20 protein-coding genes are annotated in these 22,382 nt (G+C 59.8%); 8 read left to right on the top strand and 12 right to left on the bottom strand.

Going from position 1 to position 22,382, the window contains the following annotated elements:
* The first annotated feature begins 42 nt into the window (after window positions 1-42).
* On the top strand, window positions 43-321 hold the full coding sequence (gene rpsT / locus AC1Z24_RS04440) for a 30S ribosomal protein S20 (RefSeq protein ID WP_259104846.1): 279 nt from the start codon (window positions 43-45) through the stop codon (window positions 319-321).
* A 192-nt stretch (window positions 322-513) separates the two neighbouring features.
* Here the strand turns inward: rpsT and AC1Z24_RS04435 are convergent, their stop codons facing one another.
* The 5 genes from AC1Z24_RS04435 to rplU form a co-directional block, all read right to left on the bottom strand.
* Window positions 514-984 carry a CreA family protein gene (locus AC1Z24_RS04435; protein ID WP_259104845.1) on the bottom strand — a complete coding sequence of 157 codons (471 nt, stop codon included), beginning with the start codon at window positions 982-984 and terminating at the stop codon, window positions 514-516.
* A 24-nt stretch (window positions 985-1,008) separates the two neighbouring features.
* Window positions 1,009-2,127, bottom strand: a complete 1,119-nt coding sequence (proB, locus tag AC1Z24_RS04430; RefSeq protein ID WP_483744692.1) for a glutamate 5-kinase — start codon at window positions 2,125-2,127, stop codon at window positions 1,009-1,011.
* 83 nt (window positions 2,128-2,210) lie between these two features.
* Complete coding sequence (gene cgtA, locus AC1Z24_RS04425) at window positions 2,211-3,434, bottom strand: Obg family GTPase CgtA (RefSeq protein ID WP_259104843.1); 1,224 nt, start codon at window positions 3,432-3,434, stop codon at window positions 2,211-2,213.
* Between the two features lie 207 nt (window positions 3,435-3,641).
* Window positions 3,642-3,914: a 50S ribosomal protein L27 gene (gene rpmA, locus AC1Z24_RS04420; RefSeq protein ID WP_259104842.1), complete on the bottom strand. Its 273-nt coding sequence runs from the start codon at window positions 3,912-3,914 to the stop codon at window positions 3,642-3,644.
* A 36-nt stretch (window positions 3,915-3,950) separates the two neighbouring features.
* Window positions 3,951-4,262: a 50S ribosomal protein L21 gene (rplU, locus tag AC1Z24_RS04415; protein ID WP_259104841.1), complete on the bottom strand. Its 312-nt coding sequence runs from the start codon at window positions 4,260-4,262 to the stop codon at window positions 3,951-3,953.
* 241 nt (window positions 4,263-4,503) lie between these two features.
* Here rplU and AC1Z24_RS04410 point away from each other — a divergent pair, with 241 nt between their 5' ends.
* A complete protein-coding gene (locus tag AC1Z24_RS04410; protein WP_483744691.1) occupies window positions 4,504-5,472 on the top strand; it encodes a polyprenyl synthetase family protein in 969 nt (322 codons plus the stop codon).
* 158 nt (window positions 5,473-5,630) lie between these two features.
* Window positions 5,631-5,873, top strand: a complete 243-nt coding sequence (locus AC1Z24_RS04405; protein ID WP_259104839.1) for a PA4570 family protein — start codon at window positions 5,631-5,633, stop codon at window positions 5,871-5,873.
* Window positions 5,874-5,951: 78 nt separating this feature from the next.
* Here AC1Z24_RS04405 and bamJ read toward each other — a convergent pair whose 3' ends face one another.
* The 4 genes from bamJ to AC1Z24_RS04385 all read right to left on the bottom strand — a co-directional run bounded on the left by bamJ (window position 5,952) and on the right by AC1Z24_RS04385 (window position 10,310).
* On the bottom strand, window positions 5,952-6,569 hold the full coding sequence (bamJ, locus tag AC1Z24_RS04400) for a BamJ family beta-barrel-assembly machinery protein (RefSeq protein ID WP_483744690.1): 618 nt from the start codon (window positions 6,567-6,569) through the stop codon (window positions 5,952-5,954).
* Between the two features lie 93 nt (window positions 6,570-6,662).
* The gene (locus AC1Z24_RS04395) at window positions 6,663-7,151 is read right to left on the bottom strand and encodes a TIGR00645 family protein (RefSeq protein ID WP_259104837.1); all 489 of its coding nucleotides are present in this window, start codon (window positions 7,149-7,151) and stop codon (window positions 6,663-6,665) included.
* A 188-nt stretch (window positions 7,152-7,339) separates the two neighbouring features.
* Entirely contained in the window at window positions 7,340-7,669 is a 330-nt protein-coding gene (locus AC1Z24_RS04390) for a PA4575 family protein (protein WP_483744689.1), read from the bottom strand.
* Between the two features lie 175 nt (window positions 7,670-7,844).
* Window positions 7,845-10,310 (bottom strand): Lon protease family protein, encoded by a 2,466-nt coding sequence (locus AC1Z24_RS04385; protein ID WP_483744688.1) that lies wholly within the window; start codon window positions 10,308-10,310, stop codon window positions 7,845-7,847.
* 263 nt (window positions 10,311-10,573) lie between these two features.
* Between AC1Z24_RS04385 and AC1Z24_RS04380 the strand changes: the two genes are divergently transcribed.
* The 3 genes from AC1Z24_RS04380 (at window position 10,574) to AC1Z24_RS04370 (ending at window position 13,438) form a co-directional block, all read left to right on the top strand.
* The gene (locus AC1Z24_RS04380) at window positions 10,574-11,062 is read left to right on the top strand and encodes a DUF3015 domain-containing protein (protein ID WP_259104834.1); all 489 of its coding nucleotides are present in this window, start codon (window positions 10,574-10,576) and stop codon (window positions 11,060-11,062) included.
* A gap of 71 nt (window positions 11,063-11,133) precedes the next feature.
* Entirely contained in the window at window positions 11,134-13,008 is a 1,875-nt protein-coding gene (locus AC1Z24_RS04375; RefSeq protein ID WP_483744687.1) for an Lnb N-terminal periplasmic domain-containing protein, read from the top strand.
* A 79-nt stretch (window positions 13,009-13,087) separates the two neighbouring features.
* On the top strand, window positions 13,088-13,438 hold the full coding sequence (locus tag AC1Z24_RS04370) for a hypothetical protein (RefSeq protein WP_483744686.1): 351 nt from the start codon (window positions 13,088-13,090) through the stop codon (window positions 13,436-13,438).
* Between the two features lie 180 nt (window positions 13,439-13,618).
* Here the strand turns inward: AC1Z24_RS04370 and ettA are convergent, their stop codons facing one another.
* Complete coding sequence (ettA, locus tag AC1Z24_RS04365) at window positions 13,619-15,283, bottom strand: energy-dependent translational throttle protein EttA (RefSeq protein ID WP_483744685.1); 1,665 nt, start codon at window positions 15,281-15,283, stop codon at window positions 13,619-13,621.
* Between the two features lie 368 nt (window positions 15,284-15,651).
* Between ettA and AC1Z24_RS04360 the strand changes: the two genes are divergently transcribed.
* Together AC1Z24_RS04360 and glyA are read left to right on the top strand one after the other, a co-directional pair.
* The gene (locus AC1Z24_RS04360) at window positions 15,652-19,506 is read left to right on the top strand and encodes a sensor domain-containing protein (RefSeq protein ID WP_483744684.1); all 3,855 of its coding nucleotides are present in this window, start codon (window positions 15,652-15,654) and stop codon (window positions 19,504-19,506) included.
* Between the two features lie 171 nt (window positions 19,507-19,677).
* The gene (gene glyA, locus AC1Z24_RS04355) at window positions 19,678-20,931 is read left to right on the top strand and encodes a serine hydroxymethyltransferase (RefSeq protein WP_483744683.1); all 1,254 of its coding nucleotides are present in this window, start codon (window positions 19,678-19,680) and stop codon (window positions 20,929-20,931) included.
* A gap of 139 nt (window positions 20,932-21,070) precedes the next feature.
* Here the strand turns inward: glyA and yjiA are convergent, their stop codons facing one another.
* Window positions 21,071-22,051 carry a GTPase gene (gene yjiA, locus AC1Z24_RS04350; protein ID WP_483744682.1) on the bottom strand — a complete coding sequence of 327 codons (981 nt, stop codon included), beginning with the start codon at window positions 22,049-22,051 and terminating at the stop codon, window positions 21,071-21,073.
* Window positions 22,052-22,169: 118 nt separating this feature from the next.
* Window positions 22,170-22,367, bottom strand: a complete 198-nt coding sequence (locus AC1Z24_RS04345; RefSeq protein ID WP_259103250.1) for a YbdD/YjiX family protein — start codon at window positions 22,365-22,367, stop codon at window positions 22,170-22,172.
* Window positions 22,368-22,382 lie beyond the last annotated feature (15 nt).

Below are 22,382 nucleotides of genomic sequence, written 5' to 3'. Positions count from 1 at the left end.
TTTGTTTGCTATTCCCTAAAAAGTCTTTCGAGGAGCTCGACGGTGGCCAACACACCTTCCGCCAAAAAACGTGCAAAACAGGCTGAGAAGCGTCGCAGCCACAACGCCAGCCTGCGTTCCATGGTCCGCACCTACATCAAGAACGTAGTGAAAGCCATCGACGCAAAAGACGCTGAAAAAGCACAAGCTGCTTACGTTCTGGCTGTGCCTGTTCTCGACCGTATGGCCGATAAAGGCATCATCCACAAGAACAAAGCTGCTCGTCATAAAGGCCGCCTGAATGGCCACATCAAGGCTCTGAACCTTGCTGCTGCAGCCTAAGCGATCTGCTTGTTAAAAAACCGACCCAAGGGTCGGTTTTTTATTGTCTGCGATTTGGCGAAAACCAGATGGGAGAAATTCTGTAGGAACGAATTGTGGGAGCGAATTCATTCGCGAAGAAGCCAGCACACTCACCGCATCAGCGCCTGACTGCCGCCTTCGTGGATGAATCCGCACTACCATAACAAACAATTATGGCGCCGGAGCGGGCGCCCACGGCAGGATCGGGATCGCTGTCACAGCATTCTGCGGACTACCTTCGATGACCCGGTCGCTATAGACCAGATACACCAGGGTATTGCGCTTCTTGTCGAGGAAACGCACCACCTGCATGGTCTTGAACACCAGCGACGTGCGCTCCTTGAACACCTCTTCGCCATCCTTCAGCTCTTCGCGAAAGTGGATGGTCCCGACCTGGCGACAGGCAATCGATGCCTCGGCACGATCTTCAGCCAGACCCAGACCACCTTTGAGGCCGCCGGTCTTGGCCCGGGACAGATAGCAGGTCACCCCCTCCACCTTCGGATCATCAAAGGCCTCGACCACAATACGGTCGTTGGGGCCGACGAACTTGAACACCGTCGACACCTGACCAATCTCTTCCGCCGAAGCCAGCGCCGGTAAAACCAGCAGCGCCGCCAACAATCCCTTCATGATGCGCATAGCACTTCCTTATCCAGACAGGATTTAAACCAGGATCAGGTTATCCCGGTGAACCAGTTCAGGCTCAGCCATATAACCCAACACGCGGACAATCGCCTCGGACGACTGACCAATGATCTTCTGCGCCTCAAGGGCGCTGTAGTTGCTCAGGCCGCGGGCGATCTCGCGACCGTCCGCCGCCACGCACACCACCATCTCGCCGCGCCGGAAGCTGCCCTGAACCAGCTTCACACCGACCGGCAGCAGGCTCTTGTTGTCACGCACCAGCGCCTTGACCGCACCATCATCCAGCACCAGGGTGCCGCGGGTCTGCAGGTGCCCGGCCAACCACTGCTTGCGCGCCGCGAGCATTTCCCGCTCAGGCGACAGCAGCGTACCCAGGCGCTCGCCGACCTTGAGCCGCGCCAGCACCTGATCGATACGCCCACCAACAATGACAGTGTGCGCACCCGAACGCGCCGCCAGGCGCGCTGCACGCAGCTTGGTCTGCATGCCGCCACGCCCCAGAGCGCCGCCGGTGCCGCCCGCCACAGCATCCAGTGCCGGATCGTCGGCACGCGCCTCGTAGATCAACTGAGCGTCAGGGTTATTGCGCGGATCGGCATCGAACATGCCGTCGCGATCAGTGAGAATGACCAGCAGGTCGGCCTCGACCAGGTTCGCCACCAGGGCGGCCAGGGTGTCGTTGTCACCGAAACGGATCTCGTCAGTGACGACGGTGTCGTTTTCGTTGATCACCGGCACAACGCCCAGCTCGACCAGGGTGCGCAGGGTGCTGCGAGCATTCAGGTAGCGCTTGCGGTCAGACAAATCGTCATGGGTCAGCAGAATCTGCGCAGTATGCCGGTCATGCTCGGCAAAGCTCGACTCCCAGGCCTGCACCAGACCCATCTGACCGATCGCAGCAGCAGCTTGCAGCTCATGCATGGCACTGGGTCGCACCGTCCAGCCCAAACGGCTCATACCGGCTGCTACGGCCCCGGAAGACACCAGCACCAGCTCGACGCCTGCCTCACACAACGCCACCATCTGCTCGACCCAAACACCCATTGCGTTGCGGTCAAGACCCTTGCCGTCCGCCGTCAGCAGCGCACTTCCGATCTTCACAACCCAACGCTGGGCACCTGTCACCTTGCTGCGCATGATCTTTCAACCTTAACCAGAGAGTCCAAATTCGAGATACAAAAACGCCGCTATCAAAGCGGCGCTTAGTTTACTGCACTGAATCAGTCACGGACGTAAATGATTTCCGGACCGTCTTCATCATCCACATCTTCTTCGTCCCAATCATCGTCGCCGATGTCGTGAACGCTCTTCACGCCGCTGCGACGCAGGGCACGCTGATCATCCAGGGCCTGCAACTGGGCACGGGCCTCGTCTTCGATGCGCTGATCGAGGTCTGCCAGCTCTTCGGCGTAGGCCGGGTCGTTGGTCAGGCGATCAAGACGATCCTCCAGGTAGCGCATGATGTCGCGGCTGAGCTGCTCGGTGCCCTCTTTGGCGATGGCCGAAATCACGTAGACCGGACCGGTCCAGTTCAGACGCTCGATGATCTCCTGCTTGCGCTCTTCGTGCTCTTCTTCAAGGATCTGATCGCACTTGTTCAGCACCAGCCAGCGATCACGCTCAGCCAGAGACGGACTGAAGCGGATCAGCTCGTTGACGATGACTTCAGCGGCATCAGGCGCACTGCTTTCGTCCAGCGGCGCCATGTCGACGAGGTGCAGCAACAGACGGGTCCGCGCCAAATGCTTGAGGAAGCGAATACCCAGACCAGCACCATCGGAAGCACCTTCGATCAGACCCGGAATATCGGCAATGACGAAGCTTTTCCAACGATCGACGCTGACCACACCCAGGTTCGGCACCAGGGTGGTGAACGGGTAATCAGCCACTTTCGGCTTGGCAGCGGAAACCGAACGAATAAAGGTACTTTTGCCCGCATTCGGCAGGCCGAGCAGGCCGACGTCAGCCAACACCTTCAATTCCAGTTTCAGGTCACGCTGATCGCCCGGCTTGCCTGGCGTGGTCTGGCGTGGCGCGCGATTGGTACTGGATTTGAAACGGGTATTACCCAGACCGTGCCAGCCACCATGAGCCACCAACAGGCGCTGACCGGCCTTGGTCAGGTCGCCGATGATTTCCTGGGTGCCCGCATCGATAACGGTAGTGCCAACCGGCACACGCAGCTCCAGATCCTCACCCTTACGCCCGGTGCAGTCAGTGCTGCCACCATTGGAACCGCGCTCGGCATCGAAGTGACGGGTATAGCGGTAGTCGACCAGGGTATTGAGGTTTTCGTCGGCGACCATATAGATCGAGCCGCCATCACCACCATCACCACCGTTGGGACCACCGTTTTCGATAAATTTTTCACGACGGAAGCTCATGCAACCGTTGCCGCCGTCACCGGCCTTCACTCGAATGGAAACTTCATCAACAAACTTCATAACACACGCCTCCCGCCATTACGGCGAGCAGAACAACACTGAACACATAAGGCTCTTGCAAAGATGAGCGTTGCGAGACCGATCAAAAACCAGCGATTCCAGAAGAACCATCACAACAGCTCGCACAAACAGCTTTGCAAGAGACTCACCGACTTCTAAAAACGAAAAAGCCCCGTCGCGAGACAGGGCTTTTCCAGCTAAGCGAGATTATGCTGCGACTTCAGTCGCTGGCACGATGCTCACGTAGCGGCGACCGAAGGCGCCTTTAACCTGGAACTTGATCACGCCTTCCACTTTCGCGAACAGGGTGTGATCCTTGCCCATGCCAACGCCGTAGCCAGCGTGGAATTGGGTACCGCGCTGACGCACGATGATGTTGCCCGGGATGATGGTCTGACCGCCGTACATCTTAACGCCAAGGCGTTTGGCTTCTGAGTCGCGACCGTTACGGGTACTACCACCAGCTTTTTTGTGTGCCATGAGTTCAATACTCCTATTAGGGTATCAGGCTGAAATTCAGGCCTGGATACCGGTGATTTTGATCTCGGTGAACCACTGGCGGTGGCCCATACGCTTCATGTGGTGCTTACGACGACGGAACTTGATGATGCGGACTTTATCGTGACGACCTTGGGAGATCACTTCAGCCACGACGGTAGCGCCAGCAACAACTGGAGCACCGATGTTGACTGCGTCGCCATCAGCAACGAGCAACACACGGTCAAAAGTCACGGATTCGCCAGTGGCGACTTCCAGTTTTTCGATTTTCAGGTATTCACCTGGGGCGACTTTGTACTGCTTGCCACCGGTAACAATTACTGCGTACATGGGTATATCTCCGAAAATCCTGCTCACCCAGCTCTTTATAAGTAGAGTATCGGCTGGCATGGCTGCATGGGGCTGGAACGGCCCGCTAGCAATTGCGTAAGGCAGGTGCTGCCCAGGAAAGTTAGGGTGCGCGATTGTACGCAAGGCTGCAACGCCTTGCAATAGCGACTCGGTCATACCTTGACACGCTCTGACCCGCGACCTAGCATGCGGCGCAACCATTCTGGAGCACCTGTCGCTGATGCAACCCCAAGCCTTCTACCGCGCGGTGGCGGACGATTTTAGCGCCGTCGACCTGATCATCAAGAAGCAGCTGACGTCGCGGGTACCGCTGGTCTCGAAAATCGGCGACTACATCACCTCGGCCGGCGGCAAGCGCCTGCGCCCGCTGCTGGTGCTCCTGTGCGGCAAAGCCCTGGGTCGCGAAGGCGATGACCTGCGCCTGCTGGCTGCTACCATCGAATTCCTGCACACCGCCACCCTGCTGCATGACGACGTGGTCGACATGTCCGGCATGCGTCGCGGTCGCTCCACCGCCAATGCCCTGTGGGGCAACGCACCCAGCGTACTGGTCGGTGACTTCCTCTATTCGCGCTCCTTCGAGATGATGGTCGAACTGGGCTCCATGCCGGTCATGAAGATCCTCTCCAAGGCCACCCGCGTGATCGCTGAAGGCGAAGTGCTGCAACTGTCGAAAGTGCGCGACGCCAGCACCACCGAAGAAACCTATATGGAAGTCATCCGCGGCAAGACCGCGATGCTCTTCGAAGCCTCGACCCACAGCGCCGCCGCCCTTTCCCAGGCCTCACCTGAGCAGACAGAAGCCCTGCGTACCTTTGGCGACCATCTGGGCGTGGCCTTCCAACTGGTCGACGATCTGCTCGACTATCGCGGTGACGCCGAGACCCTGGGCAAGAACGTCGGCGACGACCTGGCCGAAGGCAAGCCGACCCTGCCGCTGATCTACACCATGCGCGAAGGCAGCCCGGAACAAGCTGCTCTGGTGCGTCAAGCCATTCAGAAAGGTGGCCTGGAAGACCTGGAAAGCATCCGCAATGCAGTCGAGGCCGCTGGTGCGCTGGATTACACCGCGCAACTGGCTCGCGACTACGCCAGCCGTGCCATCGCTTGCCTGGAGGCCCTGCCGCCAAGCGAATACCGCGATGCCCTGGTCGAACTGAGCGAGTTCGCGGTCGCCCGTACGCACTGATCCACGATCAATGCCGCACAAGAGCCCGTCCATGTGACGGGCTTTTTATTGGCCCACATCAACCGCTCGTAACAAAATGCGAATCAATCTCAAATAGAACTTTGCGATTGGATTGATAGGAACTATTCTCATTACACCCTCAAACAAGGAGATGAGACATGACCTATCTGATTGATGCCTGGCTGGATCGCCCGCACCCTTACCTGCGAATCCTCCATCGGGAAACCGGACAAGTATGTGCCGTGCTGGAAGAAGAAGCGCTGGATGAGCTGCGTGATCAGGGCGACCTGGATGTCGACAGCCTGAGTTCGTGCGAACCGGTGATTCTCAAAGAGATGGTGCGAAACCTGTTCCTGTTCTGCTATGCCAGAGCCTTGCGCCCGACCATCGAGTTGCATTGAACATGGCAGTAAAACCCACCCCGCCCACTGCCGAACGATAATTCGTCCGGCAGTGGCAGAGCGTCGAGCAGACGTTACTTACAGAACGTCCAGCAGCTCGACATCAAACACCAGCACGCTGTGCGGCGGAATGCTGCCGACGCCTTGAGCGCCGTAAGCCAGCTCGCTCGGTACGTGCAGACGCCATTTGCTACCGGCGTTCATCAGTTGCAGTGCTTCGGTCCAGCCGGCGATCACACCACCGACCGGAAATTCAGCAGGCTCGCCACGCTCATAGGAACTGTCGAACACGGTGCCGTCGATCAGGGTGCCGTGGTAGTGGGTGCGCACCTGGTCTTCGCGGGATGGCTTGGCGCCGTCGCCTGCGGTCAGGACTTCGAATTGCAGGCCCGAGGCCAGAGTGGTCACGCCTTCGCGCTTGCCGTTCTCGGCCAGGTAAGCCAGTCCGGCGCCAGCAGCAGCTTCAGCCTTGACTGCAGCTTCGGCCTGCATGATTTCGCGGATGACCTTGAAGCTGGCGGACATTGCTTCCGGGCTGACACGGCTTGGCTCGCCACCGAATGCATCGGTCAGGCCAGCCAGGATCGCTTCCAGATTGACACCCGGCGGCGGGTTATCACGCAGCTGATCACCCAGCTGACGGCCGATACCGTAGCTGACGCGGGTTTCGTCGGTGGACAGATTGACTTCGGACATAACACTGCTCCGCATAGGGAGCGCTCGTCTGGCACATTGCCCGCAAGCGCCCCGAACAAAAGGGCGAGCAGCCTAGCACATGATGCTGCGCAATCAATGCTTGGTCAGTTTGTCCAGCACGCCCATGAGCACGGCCGAGATCACGAAGGTCATGTGAATGATCACGTACCACATCAAATACTGCGTCTCGATGTTGCGCGCGTCCATGAACACCCGTAGCAGGTGGATCGACGAGATAGCCACGATGGAAGCGGCGACCTTCATCTTCAGCGAAGACGAGTCCATCTTGCCCAGCCAGCTGAGCTTTTCCTTGTGCTCATCGATATCCAGCTGGGACACGAAGTTTTCGTAGCCGGACATCATCACCATGACCAACAGGCCACCGACCAGGGACATGTCGACCATGGACAGGAGCACCAGGATCAGGTCCGACTCGGCCATGGAGAAGATGTTGGGCAGGACGTGAAAGACTTCCTGAAAGAACTTCAGCATCAATGCCAGCAGGCCCAGGGACAAGCCGAAGTAAATGGGGGCCAGCAACCAGCGCGAGGCGTACATCGCGTTTTCGAGAAAGCGTTCCATTGAAACTCACACGAGGGGAAATTGCGCGTGAGTATACCAGCCGTAATTTACGTTCTGAATTGCAATACTTGTGGGACCGGCTTTAGCCGGGAAAAGGCCTTTGACTCTCTGGATCTCTACGAGCAATACGACGCTCTCCCGGCTAAAGCCGGCCCTACAGTCCTACGGTCCGCTGTCTGCTATTTCAATCAATACAGGGACGAGCGCTGCAACCGTGACCGATCACCATTGAGCCTGCGCAACTCACCCTGCAGGTGCAGACTCCAGATCGGTACATCCGGCGCTTGTTGATAACCGTGCAGCGAGAGGCTTTCGGCAATCGCGCAGAGCACGGACTCTGCAGCCGGTTCGCCATCAAAAGGGCCTTGCGTCTTGATCGCGGAAGGCTGCTCCCCTGCCATGCCGGCGGCAAACAGCAACGTCCACATGCCGTTGTCGCCAGAGAGGGGGCGAATCGCACATTCAATGCGGGTGATCAGCCCCAGGCATTGACGGGTAAGACAGAGACTGCGCGTCATGGCGAGCTCCTCGATGAATACAGTATTCACCCTCCGTCCTGCTGGAGCGGTGCGTCAATCCTTTTGACCACTGTGGTAGCAGACAGAATAGAAGAAAAACGCAAAACCCAAAATGCAGCGGATGAATGGCACCGCCGGGACTGATCCCGCGACGGTGCCTGTACTCCCGAGCGGGTCAGCGCCGACGACGAGCCTTGAGCTTGGAGGCTACCGCCACTTCACCCTGGGCCTGAACGGCTTCCTTCTCCAGTTCTTCCTTGAGTTCTTCATCGCTGAGCATTTCGGCGATATCACGCAGACGCTCGACCACGCGAGCGTTGACGCTGCCTTCCGGGAACTCGCCGTTCTCGTCCGGCGCACCGGCAGGCTCGCCGACCAGCAGGCTCAGGGCTTCGTCAGCCTGACGCACCGCATAGACGTGGAACTGCCCGGCACGTACCGCCTGCAACACTCGCTCGTCGAGCATCAGGGTGGCGACGTTGGCCTGCGGAATGATTGCACCCTGCTCGCCGGTAAGGCCACGGGCCTCGCACAAGCGGAAGAAGCCTTCGATCTTCTCGTTGACCCCGCCCACTGCCTGCACTTCGCCGAACTGGTTGATGGATCCGGTAATGGCAAAGCACTGCTTGAGCGGGGTTTTCGACAGGGCCGAAATCAGCGTGCAAGCCTCGCCCAGCGATGCACTGTCGCCATCCACATAACCGTAGGACTGCTCCAGGGCAATACTGGCCGAGATGGCCAGAGGGAATTCCTGAGCGTAACGGCTGCCCAGATAACCGGTGAGGATCATCACGCCCTTGGAGTGAATCGGCTGGCCGAGGTTAACCTCACGCTCGATGTCGACGATGCCGCTGCCACCGGGATAGACGGTCGCGGAAATCCGCGCTGGCACACCGAAGGCCGAATCACCGACTTCCAGCACGGTCAGACCGTTGCACTTGCCCACGGCCGCGCCATCGGTGTCGATCAGAATGATCCCGGCCAGCATATCGTCGAGAATCCGCGCAGAAACCCGTCCGGTACGAGTGGCCTTGGCCTTCAGCGCCCGCTCGATATGACCGACATCGGTCTGCTCGTCGTTGGCCAGTTGGCGAATGAAATCAGCCTCGCTGACCAGCTGGAACAGATCGCCGATACGCGCCGACAGCCGACCCTGATGCTCGGCCAGACGCGCACTGTAGGTCGCCAGACGCGCCACCGCATCGGCGGTCAGGGGCGCCATGCCCTCTTCCGAAGTACGGGTCTTCATCAGCTGGGCGAACTGCTCCAGGCTTTCGTCGACCATGGGAATATCTTCGTCGAAGTCCACCAGGACGCGGAACATCTCCTGGAAGTCCGGATCCAGGTCTTGCAGGGTGTAGTACAGGGAGCGGGCACCAATAATGATGACCTTGACCTGCAACGGAATGACTTGCGGCGTCAGCGTTACGGTCGCCAGGCGGCCCAGCTCACCCAGTGGCGACTCCATTTTCAGCTTGCGCGATTGCAAGGCGCGCTTGAGCGCGTCCCAGACGAAGGGCTCGCTGAGCATCTTCTCCGCTTCCAGCACAAGGAAACCGCCATTGGCGCGATGCAGGGCACCGGGACGCAACTGCCGGTAAGTGGTGTAGAGCGCGCCCTGATCGGTGCTGTACTCGATGCGGCCAAACAGGTTGTCGTAGGTCGGGTGCGGCTCGAATACCACCGGCGCCCCGCCATTGGCACCATGGCCAACCACCAGGCTCGGGCAGTATTGCTCCTCCAGCAGCTTGCGCGCCTGGGCGTCGGTCTTGCTGTCGTCGACCAGTTGCTCGACCACGGTTTTCAGCAGATAGACCTGCATGGCCTGGAGATAGGCGCAGACAGCAGCATTTTCCGCATATTTTTCCGACAATGGCGCCAGCAGTGGCTGCAAGGCGAGGGTGATGGTTTCTTCGTTGAGCTGACGCATCTGGTTGCTGGATTCACGCTTCCACTGAGGCAGACTGGCCAGCTCTTCGTTGAGGCGCTCTTCCAGACCGGCGATATCGTCATGGAAACGCTCGCGGTCGGCTTCCGGCAACTGGGCGAACTCCGCCTCGTCCAGCGCCTTGCCTTCAGCCATCGGGGTGAACGCAATGTTGGTGCTGTCGCGATACAGGGCGATGTCTTTTTCCAGGGCCAGACGTTCGATCACATCAAGAGCACGGTCGTAGCGCTGATTGAAGGCGCGATCGATGCCGCTTTTCTTCTGTTGGTAGGACGGGTGTTCAAACACCGCCGGAAAGGTCGACAGCAGATTGTCGATCAAGCCACCGATATCGGTAATAAAAGCGGCGGCGCTGCCCGGCGGCAGTTCCAGGGCGCGGGGTTCGCGGGGCTCGTCAAAATGGTTGACGTAGACCCAGTCCGAAGGCGTCTGCATGCGCTTGCCTTCGGCCTTGAGGTAGCGTTTGACGAAGGAGAACCGGCCAGTGCCGGGCTCGCCCATGACAAACACGTTGTAACCGGGACGCGGCATGGCCACGCCGAATTGCAGGGCTTCTACGGCTCGCTCCTGGCCGAGCACGCCACGAAAGGGTTCCAGATCATTGGTCGTCGTGAAGCTGAACTGTTCAGCGGAAAAAGGGCGGGTCAGCGCTTCAGGCGCAATACGCAGGCTGGCAGCAACAGGATCGGGCATCGGACATCCTTAAATCAGGCGGGGCAGTTGGCGCATTCTGGCGCTCGCTGCGCATGACTTGCAAGGCAGGAAAAATCCCATGGATTTCAACGCACCTCATTCAACCAATAAGTGTGGACCGACACGCACTGCCGTCAACAATTTGCAATAGATCACGGAACCCTTGGCGACGGCCTAAACTCAAAGTTGCGCGGGTGGTCGATAAACCCATTCGTATCGATACGAAAACCTCCCTTGGTTGAACATAAATAGAGAATAACGCTATGAAACGGATTCTTCTGGGTACGCTCTTTACCGCTGTTTCCCTCAATGCCATGGCTCAGGCGCCAGGCGGTCCGGATTGCGGCTGGGGCAACATGTTGTTCGAAGGCCAACGCGGCACACCGGCACATTTCCTCGCATCGACCACCAACGGCACCTCGGGTAACGCCACTTTCGGCATGACCTCGGGCACCAACGGCTGCTCCACCAACAGCGCACTGACCTATGGCGGCAAGTCCTGGATTGCCATGAACGGCATGATGGACGAGCTTTCCAAAGACATGGCCGTAGGCAAGGGCGAAGCCCTGACCACCTACGCCGTCGTTCTGGGCGTTGCACCGGAAGACCGTGCGCATTTCGCCGCTGTCACCCACGAACACTTCACCCAGATCTTCAGCAAGGCTGACGACACGGCCGAGGACGTTCACACCAATACGCTCAACGTACTGAAGAACGATCCGACCCTGGCCAAGTACGCTACCCAGGCATAAGCTCGCTCTGTTCGATCCGCCGGCCCCTCGCTCTGAGGGGCCGGTTCCGTCCCTTTGACTAGTTGCCCTCTATGCTCAAACGCCTTGTGTACCTGGCGCTGTGTGCCTGCGCCCCGTTTTCCGCCACCGCACAAGCCGCGCCAAATGTGGGCGCTGAACGTTTGCAGCAACTGGCCAATGCGCCGTTCTGGATATCCCTGGGCCACTACGAGACCGGCAAACTCGGCGGCTGGCGCAGCTATGTCGATGACCCGAAATTCTTTCTCGCCGCCGATGGCGCTCACGACCCCAAGGCGGAGCTGAGCGCAACCCTGGCGGCGATCTACAAGCCATTGCACGCGGGCGATGACCCGGACAAGCACGCCCAGTGCATCTACCCGGCACGTACCCGCTGGTTGCGTGACCAGTTGCAGCTGAGCGACCTGCCCGCTGTGGACTGCAAGGCCTTCAAACAGTGGTTCAGCGATGTGGCCCCGGACAGCGCCGTACTGGTGTTCCCGGCGGCCTACCTGAACAGCCCGTCGTCGATGTTCGGCCACACCCTGCTGCGCATCGACCAGGCTGATGTGAAAACCAACCACACCGCCCTGCTCAGCTACGCGATCAATTTCGGCGCCTATATCGAAGGCTCCGACAACAGCATTCTGTACGCCTGGAAGGGACTGATGGGCGGTTATCCGGGCCTGTTCGCTCTGGTTCCATATCAGGAAAAGCTTTCGGAATACCGCAGCCTGGAAAACCGCGACCTGTGGGAATACCACCTGAACCTGACCGCCGAAGAAACCGGGCGCATGGTCGAGCATGTCTGGGAGCTGAAACAGATTCGCTTCGGCTACTTCTTCTTCGACGAAAACTGCTCCTACCGCCTGCTAGAACTGCTGCAAGTCGCCCGCCCCGGCCTCGACCTGCTGAAACAATTCCCCCTGACGGCCATCCCTACCGACACCGTAAAAGCGGTCAAGGCCTCGGGACTGGTGGAGAAAATCGACTACCGTCCGTCCCGCGAACGTGAGCTGCTGGAGCGAGCCAAGCCCCTGAGCCATGACGAGCAGGACTGGGTCCTTAAAGTCAGCGCCGATCAACGCCGGCTCAAGGACGCCGACTACCTGGCCGTACCCGCCGAGCGCCGTGCGCTGATCCAGGATGCCGCCTATCGTCTGGAGCGCTACAGGGCCAACGGTGAGGAACGGGATCCTGCGCGCGCGCAACGCAGCTTCGAATTGCTCGGTGCCATCAGCAAGAATCCGCCGCCGGAACTGGATATCCAACGCCCCGGCCTGCCGGAAGACGGCCATGAATCGCGCACCTGGCAGGCCGGTCTCGGCACCCGTGGCGACAAGGCATTCGGCGAATACGGCCTGCGCATGGCCTATCACGACCTCAATGACAACGCTTACGGTTTCCCCCTGGGCGCGCAGATCGAGATCCTGCAACTCAAACTGCGCCAGTACGAAGGCAATCACTGGCAGTTGCACCAACTGGACCTGGCCACCATTCGCTCCCTGACCCCGCGCAACGAGCTGCTGCAACCCTGGTCATGGCAGGTGGCAGGCGGGCTGGAGCGAGTGCTGGGCAAGCATGGTGATGAAAGCCTGGTCAGCCACGTCAACGGCGGCGCAGGCGGCACCTGGCAGCTGACCGACGACATGCTCGGTTTTGCCCTCGGCACCGTGCGGGTCGAGCACAACAACGACTTCGCTGCACTGATCTCCCCCGCTGCCGGGTTCAATACCGGCATGCTGTGGCGCAACCCGCTGGGCAACCTGAGCCTGGAAGCCAAGGGCGACTATTTCACCAATGGCGAAGTGCGCCGTACGGTCAGCCTCAATCAGCAGTGGGAGCTGTCGCGCAACCTCGGCCTGCGCCTGAGCGCCCAGCGCGAATTCAGCCAACTGGCTTCGCCTGAGAACGAAGTGATGCTGGAAGTGAAGTGGTACCACTACTGACAACGAATTTATAACAACGCTTTTACAGCCCACTGACAGTAAGGCTTCTAGACTTCCTCCATATGCAGAGGAATTCATCATGAACGCGCGTTGGGCTGTACTGTTGTGGGTTGTCGTACTGGCTGGTTGCCAGTCAACTCATGAACAGCTGATCGCCGAGGGCTATCCCCCTGCCTTCGCCGATGGTTTTCAGGATGGTTGTGGCAGTGGTCGCGATGCAGCAGGCGCCAATGGCCTGTACAAGAAGGACGTACCGCGATATTTGAAGGACAAAGTGTATGCAGGCGGCTGGGATGACGGTTTCCGTCAGTGCCAGGGGGAAGTGCTCAGTAAAGACCGGCCGGATGCCGGGAGCATCTACAACGACCGCCAGCGACGCTGGGAACAGCAGAAGACTCAGGATGCGGGTCGGGCCTATAAGCCTAAATAGCGAATAATTTGTGCCACAACACAGAACCTCTGTGGGACCGGCTTTAGCCGGGAAGAGGCCAGTACATCCGATACATATGCGTCGAATGTGATACTGCCTTCCCGGCTAAAGCCGGTCCCACGCAAATCATTCCAGCCGAAGAAAATGTGAGGGCGCAAATTACCGCCCTCACGTAGGCCCTCAAGCCAGCTTCTTGTGCCGTACCCGATGCGGCTGGGCAGCGGCTTCGCCGAGGCGTTTCTTGCGATCGGCTTCGTACTCGGTGTAGTTGCCTTCGAAGAAGATCGCCTGCGAGTCGTCTTCGTACGCCAGGATATGGGTTGCCACGCGGTCAAGGAACCACCGATCGTGGGAGATCACAATGGCGGCGCCCGGGAAGTCCAGCAGGGCTTCTTCCAGGGAACGCAGGGTTTCGACGTCGAGGTCGTTGGACGGTTCGTCGAGCAGCAGGACGTTGCCACCCTCCTTCAGGGTCAACGCCAGGTGCAGGCGGCCACGCTCACCACCGGAGAGGTCCTTGACGAACTTCTGCTGGTCGCCGCCCTTGAAGTTGAAGCGACCGACATAGGTACGCGACGGGATTTCATAGTTGCCGATACGGATCTGGTCGGAGCCGTCGGAAATCTGCTGGAACACCGTCTTACTGCCGTCCAGGTCATCACGGCTCTGATCGACGCAGGCCAGTTGCACGGTTTCACCGATTTCGATGCTGCCCGAATCCGGTGTTTCTTTGCCCATCAACATGCGAAACAGGGTCGATTTACCGGCACCGTTACCGCCGATCACGCCGACGATGGCGCCTTTGGGCATGGCGAACGACAGGTTGTCGATCAGCACGCGATCGCCGTAACCCTTGGTGACGTTCTTGAACTCGATAACCTTGTCACCCAGGCGCGGACCGGCCGGAATGTAGATTTCGTTGGTTTCGCTGCGCTTCTGGAATTCCTGGGACTGCATTTCTTCGAAGCGTTGCAGACGCGCCTTGGACTTCGACTGACGCGCCTTGGCGCCCTTGCGCACCCACTCCAGCTCTTCTTTCATGGCCTTTTCATGGGCCGACTGCTGCTTGGATTCCTGGGCCAGACGATCGGACTTGGCTTCCAGCCAGCCCGAATAGTTGCCCTCGTAAGGAATACCGGCGCCGCGGTCGAGTTCCAGAATCCAGCCGGCGACGTTGTCGAGGAAGTAACGGTCGTGCGTGATCGCAACCACGGTGCCCGGGAAGTCGTGCAGGAAGTGCTCAAGCCAGGCCACCGAATCGGCATCCAGGTGGTTGGTTGGTTCGTCGAGCAGCAGCATGTCAGGGGCCGACAGCAGCAGGCGGCACAAGGCCACACGGCGCTTCTCACCACCGGACAGGTGCTCGACCTTGGCGTCCCAGGCCGGCAGTCGCAGGGCGTCGGCGGCGACTTCCAGTTGACGATCAAGGTTGTGACCGTCAGAGGCCTGCAGGATGGCTTCGAGCTTGGCCTGTTCGGCAGCCAGCTTGTCGAAGTCGGCATCCGGCTCGGCGTAGGCGGCGTAGACCTCGTCCAGACGAGCCTGGGCATCCTTGATCACGCTGACCGCTTCCTCGACCACTTCGCGTACGGTCTTGCTCGGGTCCAGTTGCGGCTCTTGCGGCAGGTAGCCGACATTGAGGTCCGGCATCGGACGCGCTTCACCGTCGAACTCGGTATCGACACCCGCCATGATCTTCAGCAGCGTGGATTTACCCGAACCGTTGAGGCCCAGTACACCGATCTTGGCGCCGGGGAAGAACGACAGGGAGATGTTCTTGAGGATTTCCCGCTTCGGCGGCACAACTTTGCTCAGCCGATGCATGGTAAAGACGTATTGAGCCATGGAATGAAAACCTGGGTTTGTGACAGATAAATAGGATGCGAGCTTAGTCGTCGATCCCGAAAAAAGCTTTTTTTGCGACGGCGCTTGCTGTCCGGCAGTTCCCGGCCTTGAATCAATCCAGTTCGAAGCATTATCGAAAGGCATGAAAGGCAGGAGCTGGATCAATGTTTGCAAGCAATGCTGTTATGCGTGCAGGATTTGGCCGTACGTCGGGCAAAGCTACCCGAATGGCGCCGACAGGGCAAACGGCCCCGGATTTACGGGACTGGCACTTAGCCACAACTCCGGGCATGCTAGGCGCCATTTGGCCGTCCGGCTTATAGTGCGCTGCGCATTCGCTGCTTCTATCCAGTAGTCAGGGTCCAGGTTTGCCTACACCTAAACATACATCTCCTTCGCGCACGAACAACGGCGCGACAGCGACGCCTTGGCGTGGCTCACTGAAAGGTGGGCTAGCGGCACTGGTGCTGTTGATGCTCGCCCTGCTTTTGTGGCAACTGATCGAGCAGTTTCACCTGACCCAGGAGCGCCAGCGTCAGCGCAGCGTCGACTACAGCGTGCAGTTGGCAGACCGCCTGAGCCTGAATATGGCCCTCAGCGCCCAGGTCGCCCTGAACCTGCTCGACGATTCCCGACAGAAGGCACAGGGCATGGGTCAGCAGACCATGCTGCTGGACATGCTGCGCCAGGCCCTGCCCGGCATCCGCAGCGTCGCCTGGCTCAACGCGGCGGGCGACATCGCCCGCGACAGCCTCGAAGGCACCAACGACGACGATTTCCTCAAGCGCTCGTTCCAGCAGGCGCTGGGGCGGCCTTATTACTACGACAACTCCGAAGACAGCTCGCAACTCTATCTGCTGGTACGCCAGCCCGGCGAGCTGACGCCAGGCTATTGGGCCTTACGGATGGCCCCGGACACCCTGAAAACCCTGACCCGCCAGACGAGCCAGGACTTCCAGCCCCTCTGGCGTCTGGAAAACCGCACCACGCAAAAAGTCATCTTCCGCGACACCAATGGCATCACCATCACCGGCCCACAGGTCATACCCGATGATCGCCCGGAAAGCGTATTGCTCGAGGTGTTGACCAACAGTGACTGGCAACTGCGCGGCCTGTTCGACGCTAACAAGGCCCGTGAGGACCTGCTGGCCCCTTTGTTCATAAAGTGCCTGATCGCCCTGGCCTGCTCCATCGTGCCGCTGCTGGCCCTGCTCAGCCTGCGTCGCCGCCAGCGTCAGTTGCATGAGAGCCAGAAGCGCTACCAGAACATCTTCGACGGCGTCGGTATCGCCATCTGCGTACTCGACATGTCCGGGCTGCGCCACTACCTCGACACCCTGCAACTGCGCAGCAGCGAAGACCTGACGCATCTGCTGGAACGCCAGCCCGGCCAGCTCAAGGGCCTGTTGCAGAGCGTGCGCATCACCGAGGTCAACCAGGTTGCCCTGAGCCTGCTCAAGGTCGAGTCCAGTGACGAGGCCTGGGAGAAGCTGATCTTCGGCAACCCGCGCTCACGCCAGAGTGTCGGCGAGTTGCTGATTCATGCCGTACTGGATTCGCGCGACCAGTTGGAACTGGAAGTGCGCCTGAGCCACGAAAACGGCGCCGATCAGCATCTGTGGCTGGTGGTGCGCCTGCCCGCCGATCAGGAAGACCGTCATTCGGTCATTTTGAGCATTGGTGACATCACCAGCCGCAAGCAAGTTGAACTGTCTTTGGTCGAGCGCGAGGGTTTCTGGTCCGATGTGGTGCGTACCGTGCCTGATCACCTGTATGTGCAGGATGTCCTGACGCAGCGGATGATCTACAGCAACCATAATCTCGGCCAGACCCTGGGCTACAGCCGCACCGAGCTGCACCGCATGGGCGAGTACTTCTGGGAGATCCTGCTGCACCCGGATGACGCCGAACGTTATCAGGACATGCGCCTTCGCCAGCGCCACCATGGCCACAGCGAACTGCTGCACTGTCAGTTGCGTTTCCGCGATGTGCATAACAACTGGCGCCGCTTCGATATCCGCGAACAGGCCCTGTCACGGGATCGCAACGACCAGGTCACGCGAATCATTGGCGTGGCCAAGGACATCACTGAACAGCTGGAGGCCAGCGAGTCCCTGCGTGACAGCGAACAGCGCTACCGCATGCTCGCCGAAAGCATCAGCGACGTGATTTTCTCCACCGACAGCCGCCTGCAACCCAACTACGTCAGCCCGTCGGTCACCAGCGTGCTGGGTTACGACGCTGAGTGGATCTTCGAGCACGGCTGGAACTCCACGGTTGCCAACCCGCAGCAACTGGCCGGCGTCTACACCCTGATCGAGCGTATCGGCAAGGCCTTGGGCAAGCCGGAAGAACTGGCCAAATTGCGCCATGAGATCCCGACCCAACTGTTCCTGTTCGACTGCCTGCGTGCCGATGGTCGCAAGATCCCCATCGAGCTGCGTCTGGTGCTGGTCTGGGACGAAAACGACACCTTCGAAGGTATCCTCGGCGTCGGCCGCGATATCAGCCAGCAGCGCCGCGCCGAGAAAGATCTGCGCATGGCCGCCACCGTCTTCGAGCACTCCACCTCGGCGATCCTGATCACCGACCCGGCCGGCTACATCGTTCAGGCCAACGACGCCTTCAGCCGCGTCAGCGGTTATGCGGTGGCTCAGGTCCTCGACCAGCTGCCGACCATGCTCACCGCCGACGAGCAGCAGGAAGCCCATCTGCAATACATCCTCAAGCAGCTGCATCAGCGCGGCAGCTGGGAGGGCGAGGTCTGGCTCAAGCGCCGCAGCGGCGAGCATTACCCGGCGTGGGTCGGCATCACGGCGGTGTTCGACGAAGAAGGCGACCTGGCCAGCTACGTGTGCTTTTTCACCGATATCAGCGAGCGCAAGGCCAGCGAACAGCGCATCCACCGCCTGGCCTACTACGACGCCCTGACTCACCTGCCCAACCGCACCCTGTTCCAGGACCGCCTGCATTCGGCCCTGCAACAGGCCGAGCGGCAGCAGGCCTGGGTGGTGCTGATGTTCCTCGATCTGGACCGCTTCAAACCGATCAACGACTCCCTGGGCCACGCCGCCGGCGACCGCATGCTCAAGGAAATGGCCACGCGCCTGCTCGAATGCGTCGACGATGACGACACCGTGGCGCGCATGGGTGGCGACGAATTCACCCTGCTGTTGCAACCTGGTGCTACCCGGCAGATCGCCCTGACCCGGGCCATTCATGTGGCCGAACAGATTCTCAACAGTCTGGTCACGCCCTTCGTGCTGGAAGGCCGCGAGTTCTTCGTCACCGCCAGTATCGGCATCGCCCTCAGCCCGCAGGATGGCAAAGAGCTGAGCCAGCTGATGAAGAACGCCGACACGGCGATGTATCACGCCAAGGAACGCGGCAAGAACAACTTCCAGTTCTATCAGGCCGATATGAACGCCTCGGCTCTGGAACGTCTGGAGCTGGAAAGCGATCTGCGCCATGCTCTGGAGCAGAAGGAATTCACCCTGTTCTATCAGCCTCAGTTCAGCGGCGACGGTAAACGCCTGACCGGTGCCGAAGCCCTGCTGCGCTGGCGCCATCCGCGGCGCGGGCTGGTCTCGCCCATTGAGTTCATTCCGGTGCTCGAAGAACTCGGTCTGGTGGTGGAAGTCGGCGACTGGGTACTGACCGAAGCCTGCCGCCAGCTCAAGGCCTGGCATCAGGCCAAGGTGCGGGTGCCGAAGGTGTCGGTGAATATCTCGGCGCGGCAGTTCTCCGACGGCCAACTGGGCACGCGCATCGCCAATATCCTCAAGGAAACCGGCCTGCCCCCGGCCTGCCTGGAGCTGGAACTGACCGAAAGTATCCTGATGCGCGAAGTCAGCGAAGCCATGCAGATCCTCGACGGCCTCAAGTACCTGGGCCTGAGCATCGCCGTGGACGACTTCGGCACCGGCTATTCGTCGCTCAACTACCTCAAGCAGTTCCCCATCGACGTGCTGAAGATCGACCGTACCTTCGTCGACGGCCTGCCCTCCGGCGAGCAGGACGCGCAGATTGCCCGAGCCATTATCGCCATGGCCCACAGCCTCAACCTCGCGGTGATCGCCGAAGGGGTCGAGACCCACGAGCAACTGGACTTCCTGCGTGAACACGGTTGCGACGAAGTGCAAGGCTACCTGTTCGGCCGACCGATGCCGCCGAATCGCTTTGAAGCGCAATTCAGCAATGATGCGTTGTTCATGTTTGACTAGAGACAGCTGCAAGCTTTAAGCCTCAAGCGGCAAGTGAGCCTGAGGCCGCGCCTTCTTGTCGCTTGAAGCTTGAAGCTCGCAACTGATCAACATGACTGCCTTTCATATGCCAGATAAAACCCGATGCGTTAGAATGCCCTCCTTTTCCCCTGCCAGACCCCGAGGAACGCTATGTTCAGCCGTAATTTGACTATCGCCAAGTACGACTCCGACCTGTATGCCGCCATGGAGCAAGAAGCTCAGCGCCAGGAAGAGCACATCGAGCTGATCGCCTCGGAAAACTACACCAGCCCTGCGGTCATGGAAGCTCAGGGCTCGGTTCTGACCAACAAGTACGCCGAAGGCTACCCAGGCAAGCGTTACTACGGCGGCTGCGAATACGTCGACGTGGTTGAGCAACTGGCCATCGATCGCGCCAAAGAGCTGTTCGGTGCCGACTACGCCAACGTCCAGCCACACGCCGGTTCCCAGGCCAACAGCGCTGTCTACCTGGCTCTGCTGCAAGCGGGCGACACCATTCTGGGCATGAGCCTGGCTCACGGTGGTCACCTGACCCACGGCGCCAGCGTCAGCTCCTCGGGCAAGCTGTACAACGCCGTCCAGTACGGCATCGACGGCAACGGCCTGATCGACTACGACGAAGTTGAGCGCCTGGCGGTCGAGCACAAGCCAAAAATGATCGTTGCCGGTTTCTCGGCCTACTCGCAGATCCTCGACTTTCCGCGCTTCCGCGAAATCGCTGACAAGGTCGGCGCTTACCTGTTCGTCGACATGGCCCACGTGGCCGGTCTGGTTGCCGCTGGTGTCTACCCGAACCCGGTGCCATTCGCTGACGTCGTGACCACCACCACCCACAAGACCCTGCGCGGTCCTCGTGGCGGTCTGATCCTGGCTCGCGCCAACGCCGACATCGAGAAGAAACTGAACTCCGCGGTATTCCCGGGCGCCCAGGGCGGCCCGCTGGAGCACGTGATCGCCGCCAAGGCCATCTGCTTCAAGGAAGCACTGCAGCCTGAGTTCAAGGTCTACCAGCAACAAGTGGTGAAAAACGCCAAGGCCATGGCCGACGTGTTCATCGAGCGCGGTTTCGACGTGGTTTCCGGCGGCACCGAGAACCACCTGTTCCTGCTCTCGCTGATCAAGCAGGACATCTCCGGTAAAGATGCCGACGCCGCTCTGGGCAAGGCATTCATCACCGTGAACAAGAACTCCGTACCGAACGACCCACGCTCCCCGTTCGTGACCTCCGGCCTGCGCTTCGGCACCCCGGCTGTCACCACTCGCGGCTTCAAGGAAGCAGAGTGCAAGGAACTGGCTGGCTGGATCTGCGACATCCTGGCTGACCTGAACAACGAAGCGGTGATCGACGCCGTTCGTGCGAAAGTCAAAGCTATCTGCGCCAAACTGCCGGTATACGGCGCTTAATCAGCCCCGTTTCAACCGTCACGAAAAAGCCCGCCATTCTCATGAGTGGCGGGCTTTTTATTGGCTTGTGAGAAAACCCTATAGGACCGGCTTTAGCCGGGAGGACATTCTCGCGGCTAAAGCCGATCCTATAGTCCAGTCATGACCGGGTCATCGCCTCAAACCCCGCACGGATTTTCTCTTCCGGCAAGTCATCGGCAATGAACACAATCACGCTTTCGCGCAGCTCACCCTCGGCCCATTCAGTGTCCCAGTCGAAGCCGTACAGCTTGAGCACGCCCTGGAACACCAGCTTGCGATCTTCCCCGGCAATGTTCAGCACGCCCTTGTAGCGCAGCAACTGCTTGCCGTGATCTTCCAGCAACGCGTTCATAAATTCGCTGAGCTTGTCGATATCCAGCGGCTTTTCACTGCGTAGCACCAGGCTGCTGATACGGTCGATGCCATTGCCCGCAGGCTTGACCGGGCGCAGGCTGAAACCGCCGCCCAGATCAGCATTAAGATTGAAGCCGCGCACATCCAGCAGTTCAGCCAGGTCGATCTTGCCGTGCTCGACCACGCGGATTGGCGCACGGCGGTTGATTCGGGTCAGGCGCTCGCTCAGCGCTTCAAACGCGGCATCGTCCACCAGATCGCGCTTGCTCACCAGCAGACGGTCAGCAAAACCAATCTGCGCTTGAGCGATGGTCTGGGCCAGGTGGGTGTCGGCGTGTGCCGCATCCACCAGGGTAATGATGCCGTCGAGGATATAACGCTCGCGCAGCTCCTCATCGATAAAGAAAGTCTGGGCCACGGGGGCCGGATCAGCCAGGCCGGTGCACTCGATCACCAGCCGGTCGAAGGCAATTTCGCCGCTGTCCAGACGCTCCAGCAACAGGAACAGCGCCTTGGTCAGATCGGTGTGGATGGTGCAGCACACACAACCATTGGACAGGGTCATGACCTGCACCGGGTCGGTCCCGAGTAACTGGGTATCGATACCGGCGTCGCTGAATTCGTTTTCAATCACGGCGATTTTCAGGCCGTGTTCTTCCTTGAGCAGATGCCGCAACAAGGTGGTCTTGCCTGCCCCGAGAAAGCCACTCAGAACGGTAACGGGGATGGGTTGCGCAACACTCATGCCGACTCCTGCCTTCAAATCGAGTTGTAGACCGACCGTAGGAGCGGCCGCTCTGAAACGACAACGCGCCACGATGAGTGGCGCGTTGGGTTAAACCTTGTAGCGATCCATCAGGCCGTTAGCAACACTTGGGCCCGCCCTTGCCGCCATACCGAGCCTCTTGACGTTCCCGGAAGAACATCTCGTAGCTCATCACCGGTTTGTCCGGATGGGTGGCCTGCATGTGCTCGACGTAAGTGTCGTAGTCCGGCATGCCGACCATCAGGCGGGCAGCCTGGCCCAGGTATTTGCCCAGGCGACTCAGGTCATTGAACATGGGCTGATCCTCCGT

The sequence above is a fragment of the Pseudomonas sp. JL23 genome (assembly GCF_056933585.1).
The sequence above is the reverse complement of the archived record's forward strand: the minus strand, read 5'-3'. Positions and strand labels throughout refer to the sequence as shown.

Excerpts from the sequence above, each read along its gene's own strand:
- AC1Z24_RS04385 (WP_483744688.1), bottom strand. The coding sequence starts at position 10,310 with ATGCCCGATCCTGTTGCTGCCAGCCTGCGTATTGCGCCTGAAGCGCTG.
- bamJ (WP_483744690.1), bottom strand. The coding sequence starts at position 6,569 with ATGTCCGAAGTCAATCTGTCCACCGACGAAACCCGCGTCAGCTACGGT.
- glyA (WP_483744683.1), top strand. The coding sequence starts at position 19,678 with ATGTTCAGCCGTAATTTGACTATCGCCAAGTACGACTCCGACCTGTAT.
- rpmA (WP_259104842.1), bottom strand. The coding sequence starts at position 3,914 with ATGGCACACAAAAAAGCTGGTGGTAGTACCCGTAACGGTCGCGACTCA.
- AC1Z24_RS04405 (WP_259104839.1), top strand. The coding sequence starts at position 5,631 with ATGACCTATCTGATTGATGCCTGGCTGGATCGCCCGCACCCTTACCTG.
- AC1Z24_RS04345 (WP_259103250.1), bottom strand. The coding sequence starts at position 22,367 with ATGTTCAATGACCTGAGTCGCCTGGGCAAATACCTGGGCCAGGCTGCC.
- ettA (WP_483744685.1), bottom strand. The coding sequence starts at position 15,283 with ATGGCTCAATACGTCTTTACCATGCATCGGCTGAGCAAAGTTGTGCCG.
- yjiA (WP_483744682.1), bottom strand. The coding sequence starts at position 22,051 with ATGAGTGTTGCGCAACCCATCCCCGTTACCGTTCTGAGTGGCTTTCTC.
- AC1Z24_RS04370 (WP_483744686.1), top strand. The coding sequence starts at position 13,088 with ATGAACGCGCGTTGGGCTGTACTGTTGTGGGTTGTCGTACTGGCTGGT.
- cgtA (WP_259104843.1), bottom strand. The coding sequence starts at position 3,434 with ATGAAGTTTGTTGATGAAGTTTCCATTCGAGTGAAGGCCGGTGACGGC.
- AC1Z24_RS04380 (WP_259104834.1), top strand. The coding sequence starts at position 10,574 with ATGAAACGGATTCTTCTGGGTACGCTCTTTACCGCTGTTTCCCTCAAT.
- AC1Z24_RS04395 (WP_259104837.1), bottom strand. The coding sequence starts at position 7,151 with ATGGAACGCTTTCTCGAAAACGCGATGTACGCCTCGCGCTGGTTGCTG.
- AC1Z24_RS04435 (WP_259104845.1), bottom strand. The coding sequence starts at position 984 with ATGCGCATCATGAAGGGATTGTTGGCGGCGCTGCTGGTTTTACCGGCG.
- rplU (WP_259104841.1), bottom strand. The coding sequence starts at position 4,262 with ATGTACGCAGTAATTGTTACCGGTGGCAAGCAGTACAAAGTCGCCCCA.
- proB (WP_483744692.1), bottom strand. The coding sequence starts at position 2,127 with ATGCGCAGCAAGGTGACAGGTGCCCAGCGTTGGGTTGTGAAGATCGGA.
- AC1Z24_RS04390 (WP_483744689.1), bottom strand. The coding sequence starts at position 7,669 with ATGACGCGCAGTCTCTGTCTTACCCGTCAATGCCTGGGGCTGATCACC.
- AC1Z24_RS04410 (WP_483744691.1), top strand. The coding sequence starts at position 4,504 with ATGCAACCCCAAGCCTTCTACCGCGCGGTGGCGGACGATTTTAGCGCC.
- AC1Z24_RS04375 (WP_483744687.1), top strand. The coding sequence starts at position 11,134 with ATGCTCAAACGCCTTGTGTACCTGGCGCTGTGTGCCTGCGCCCCGTTT.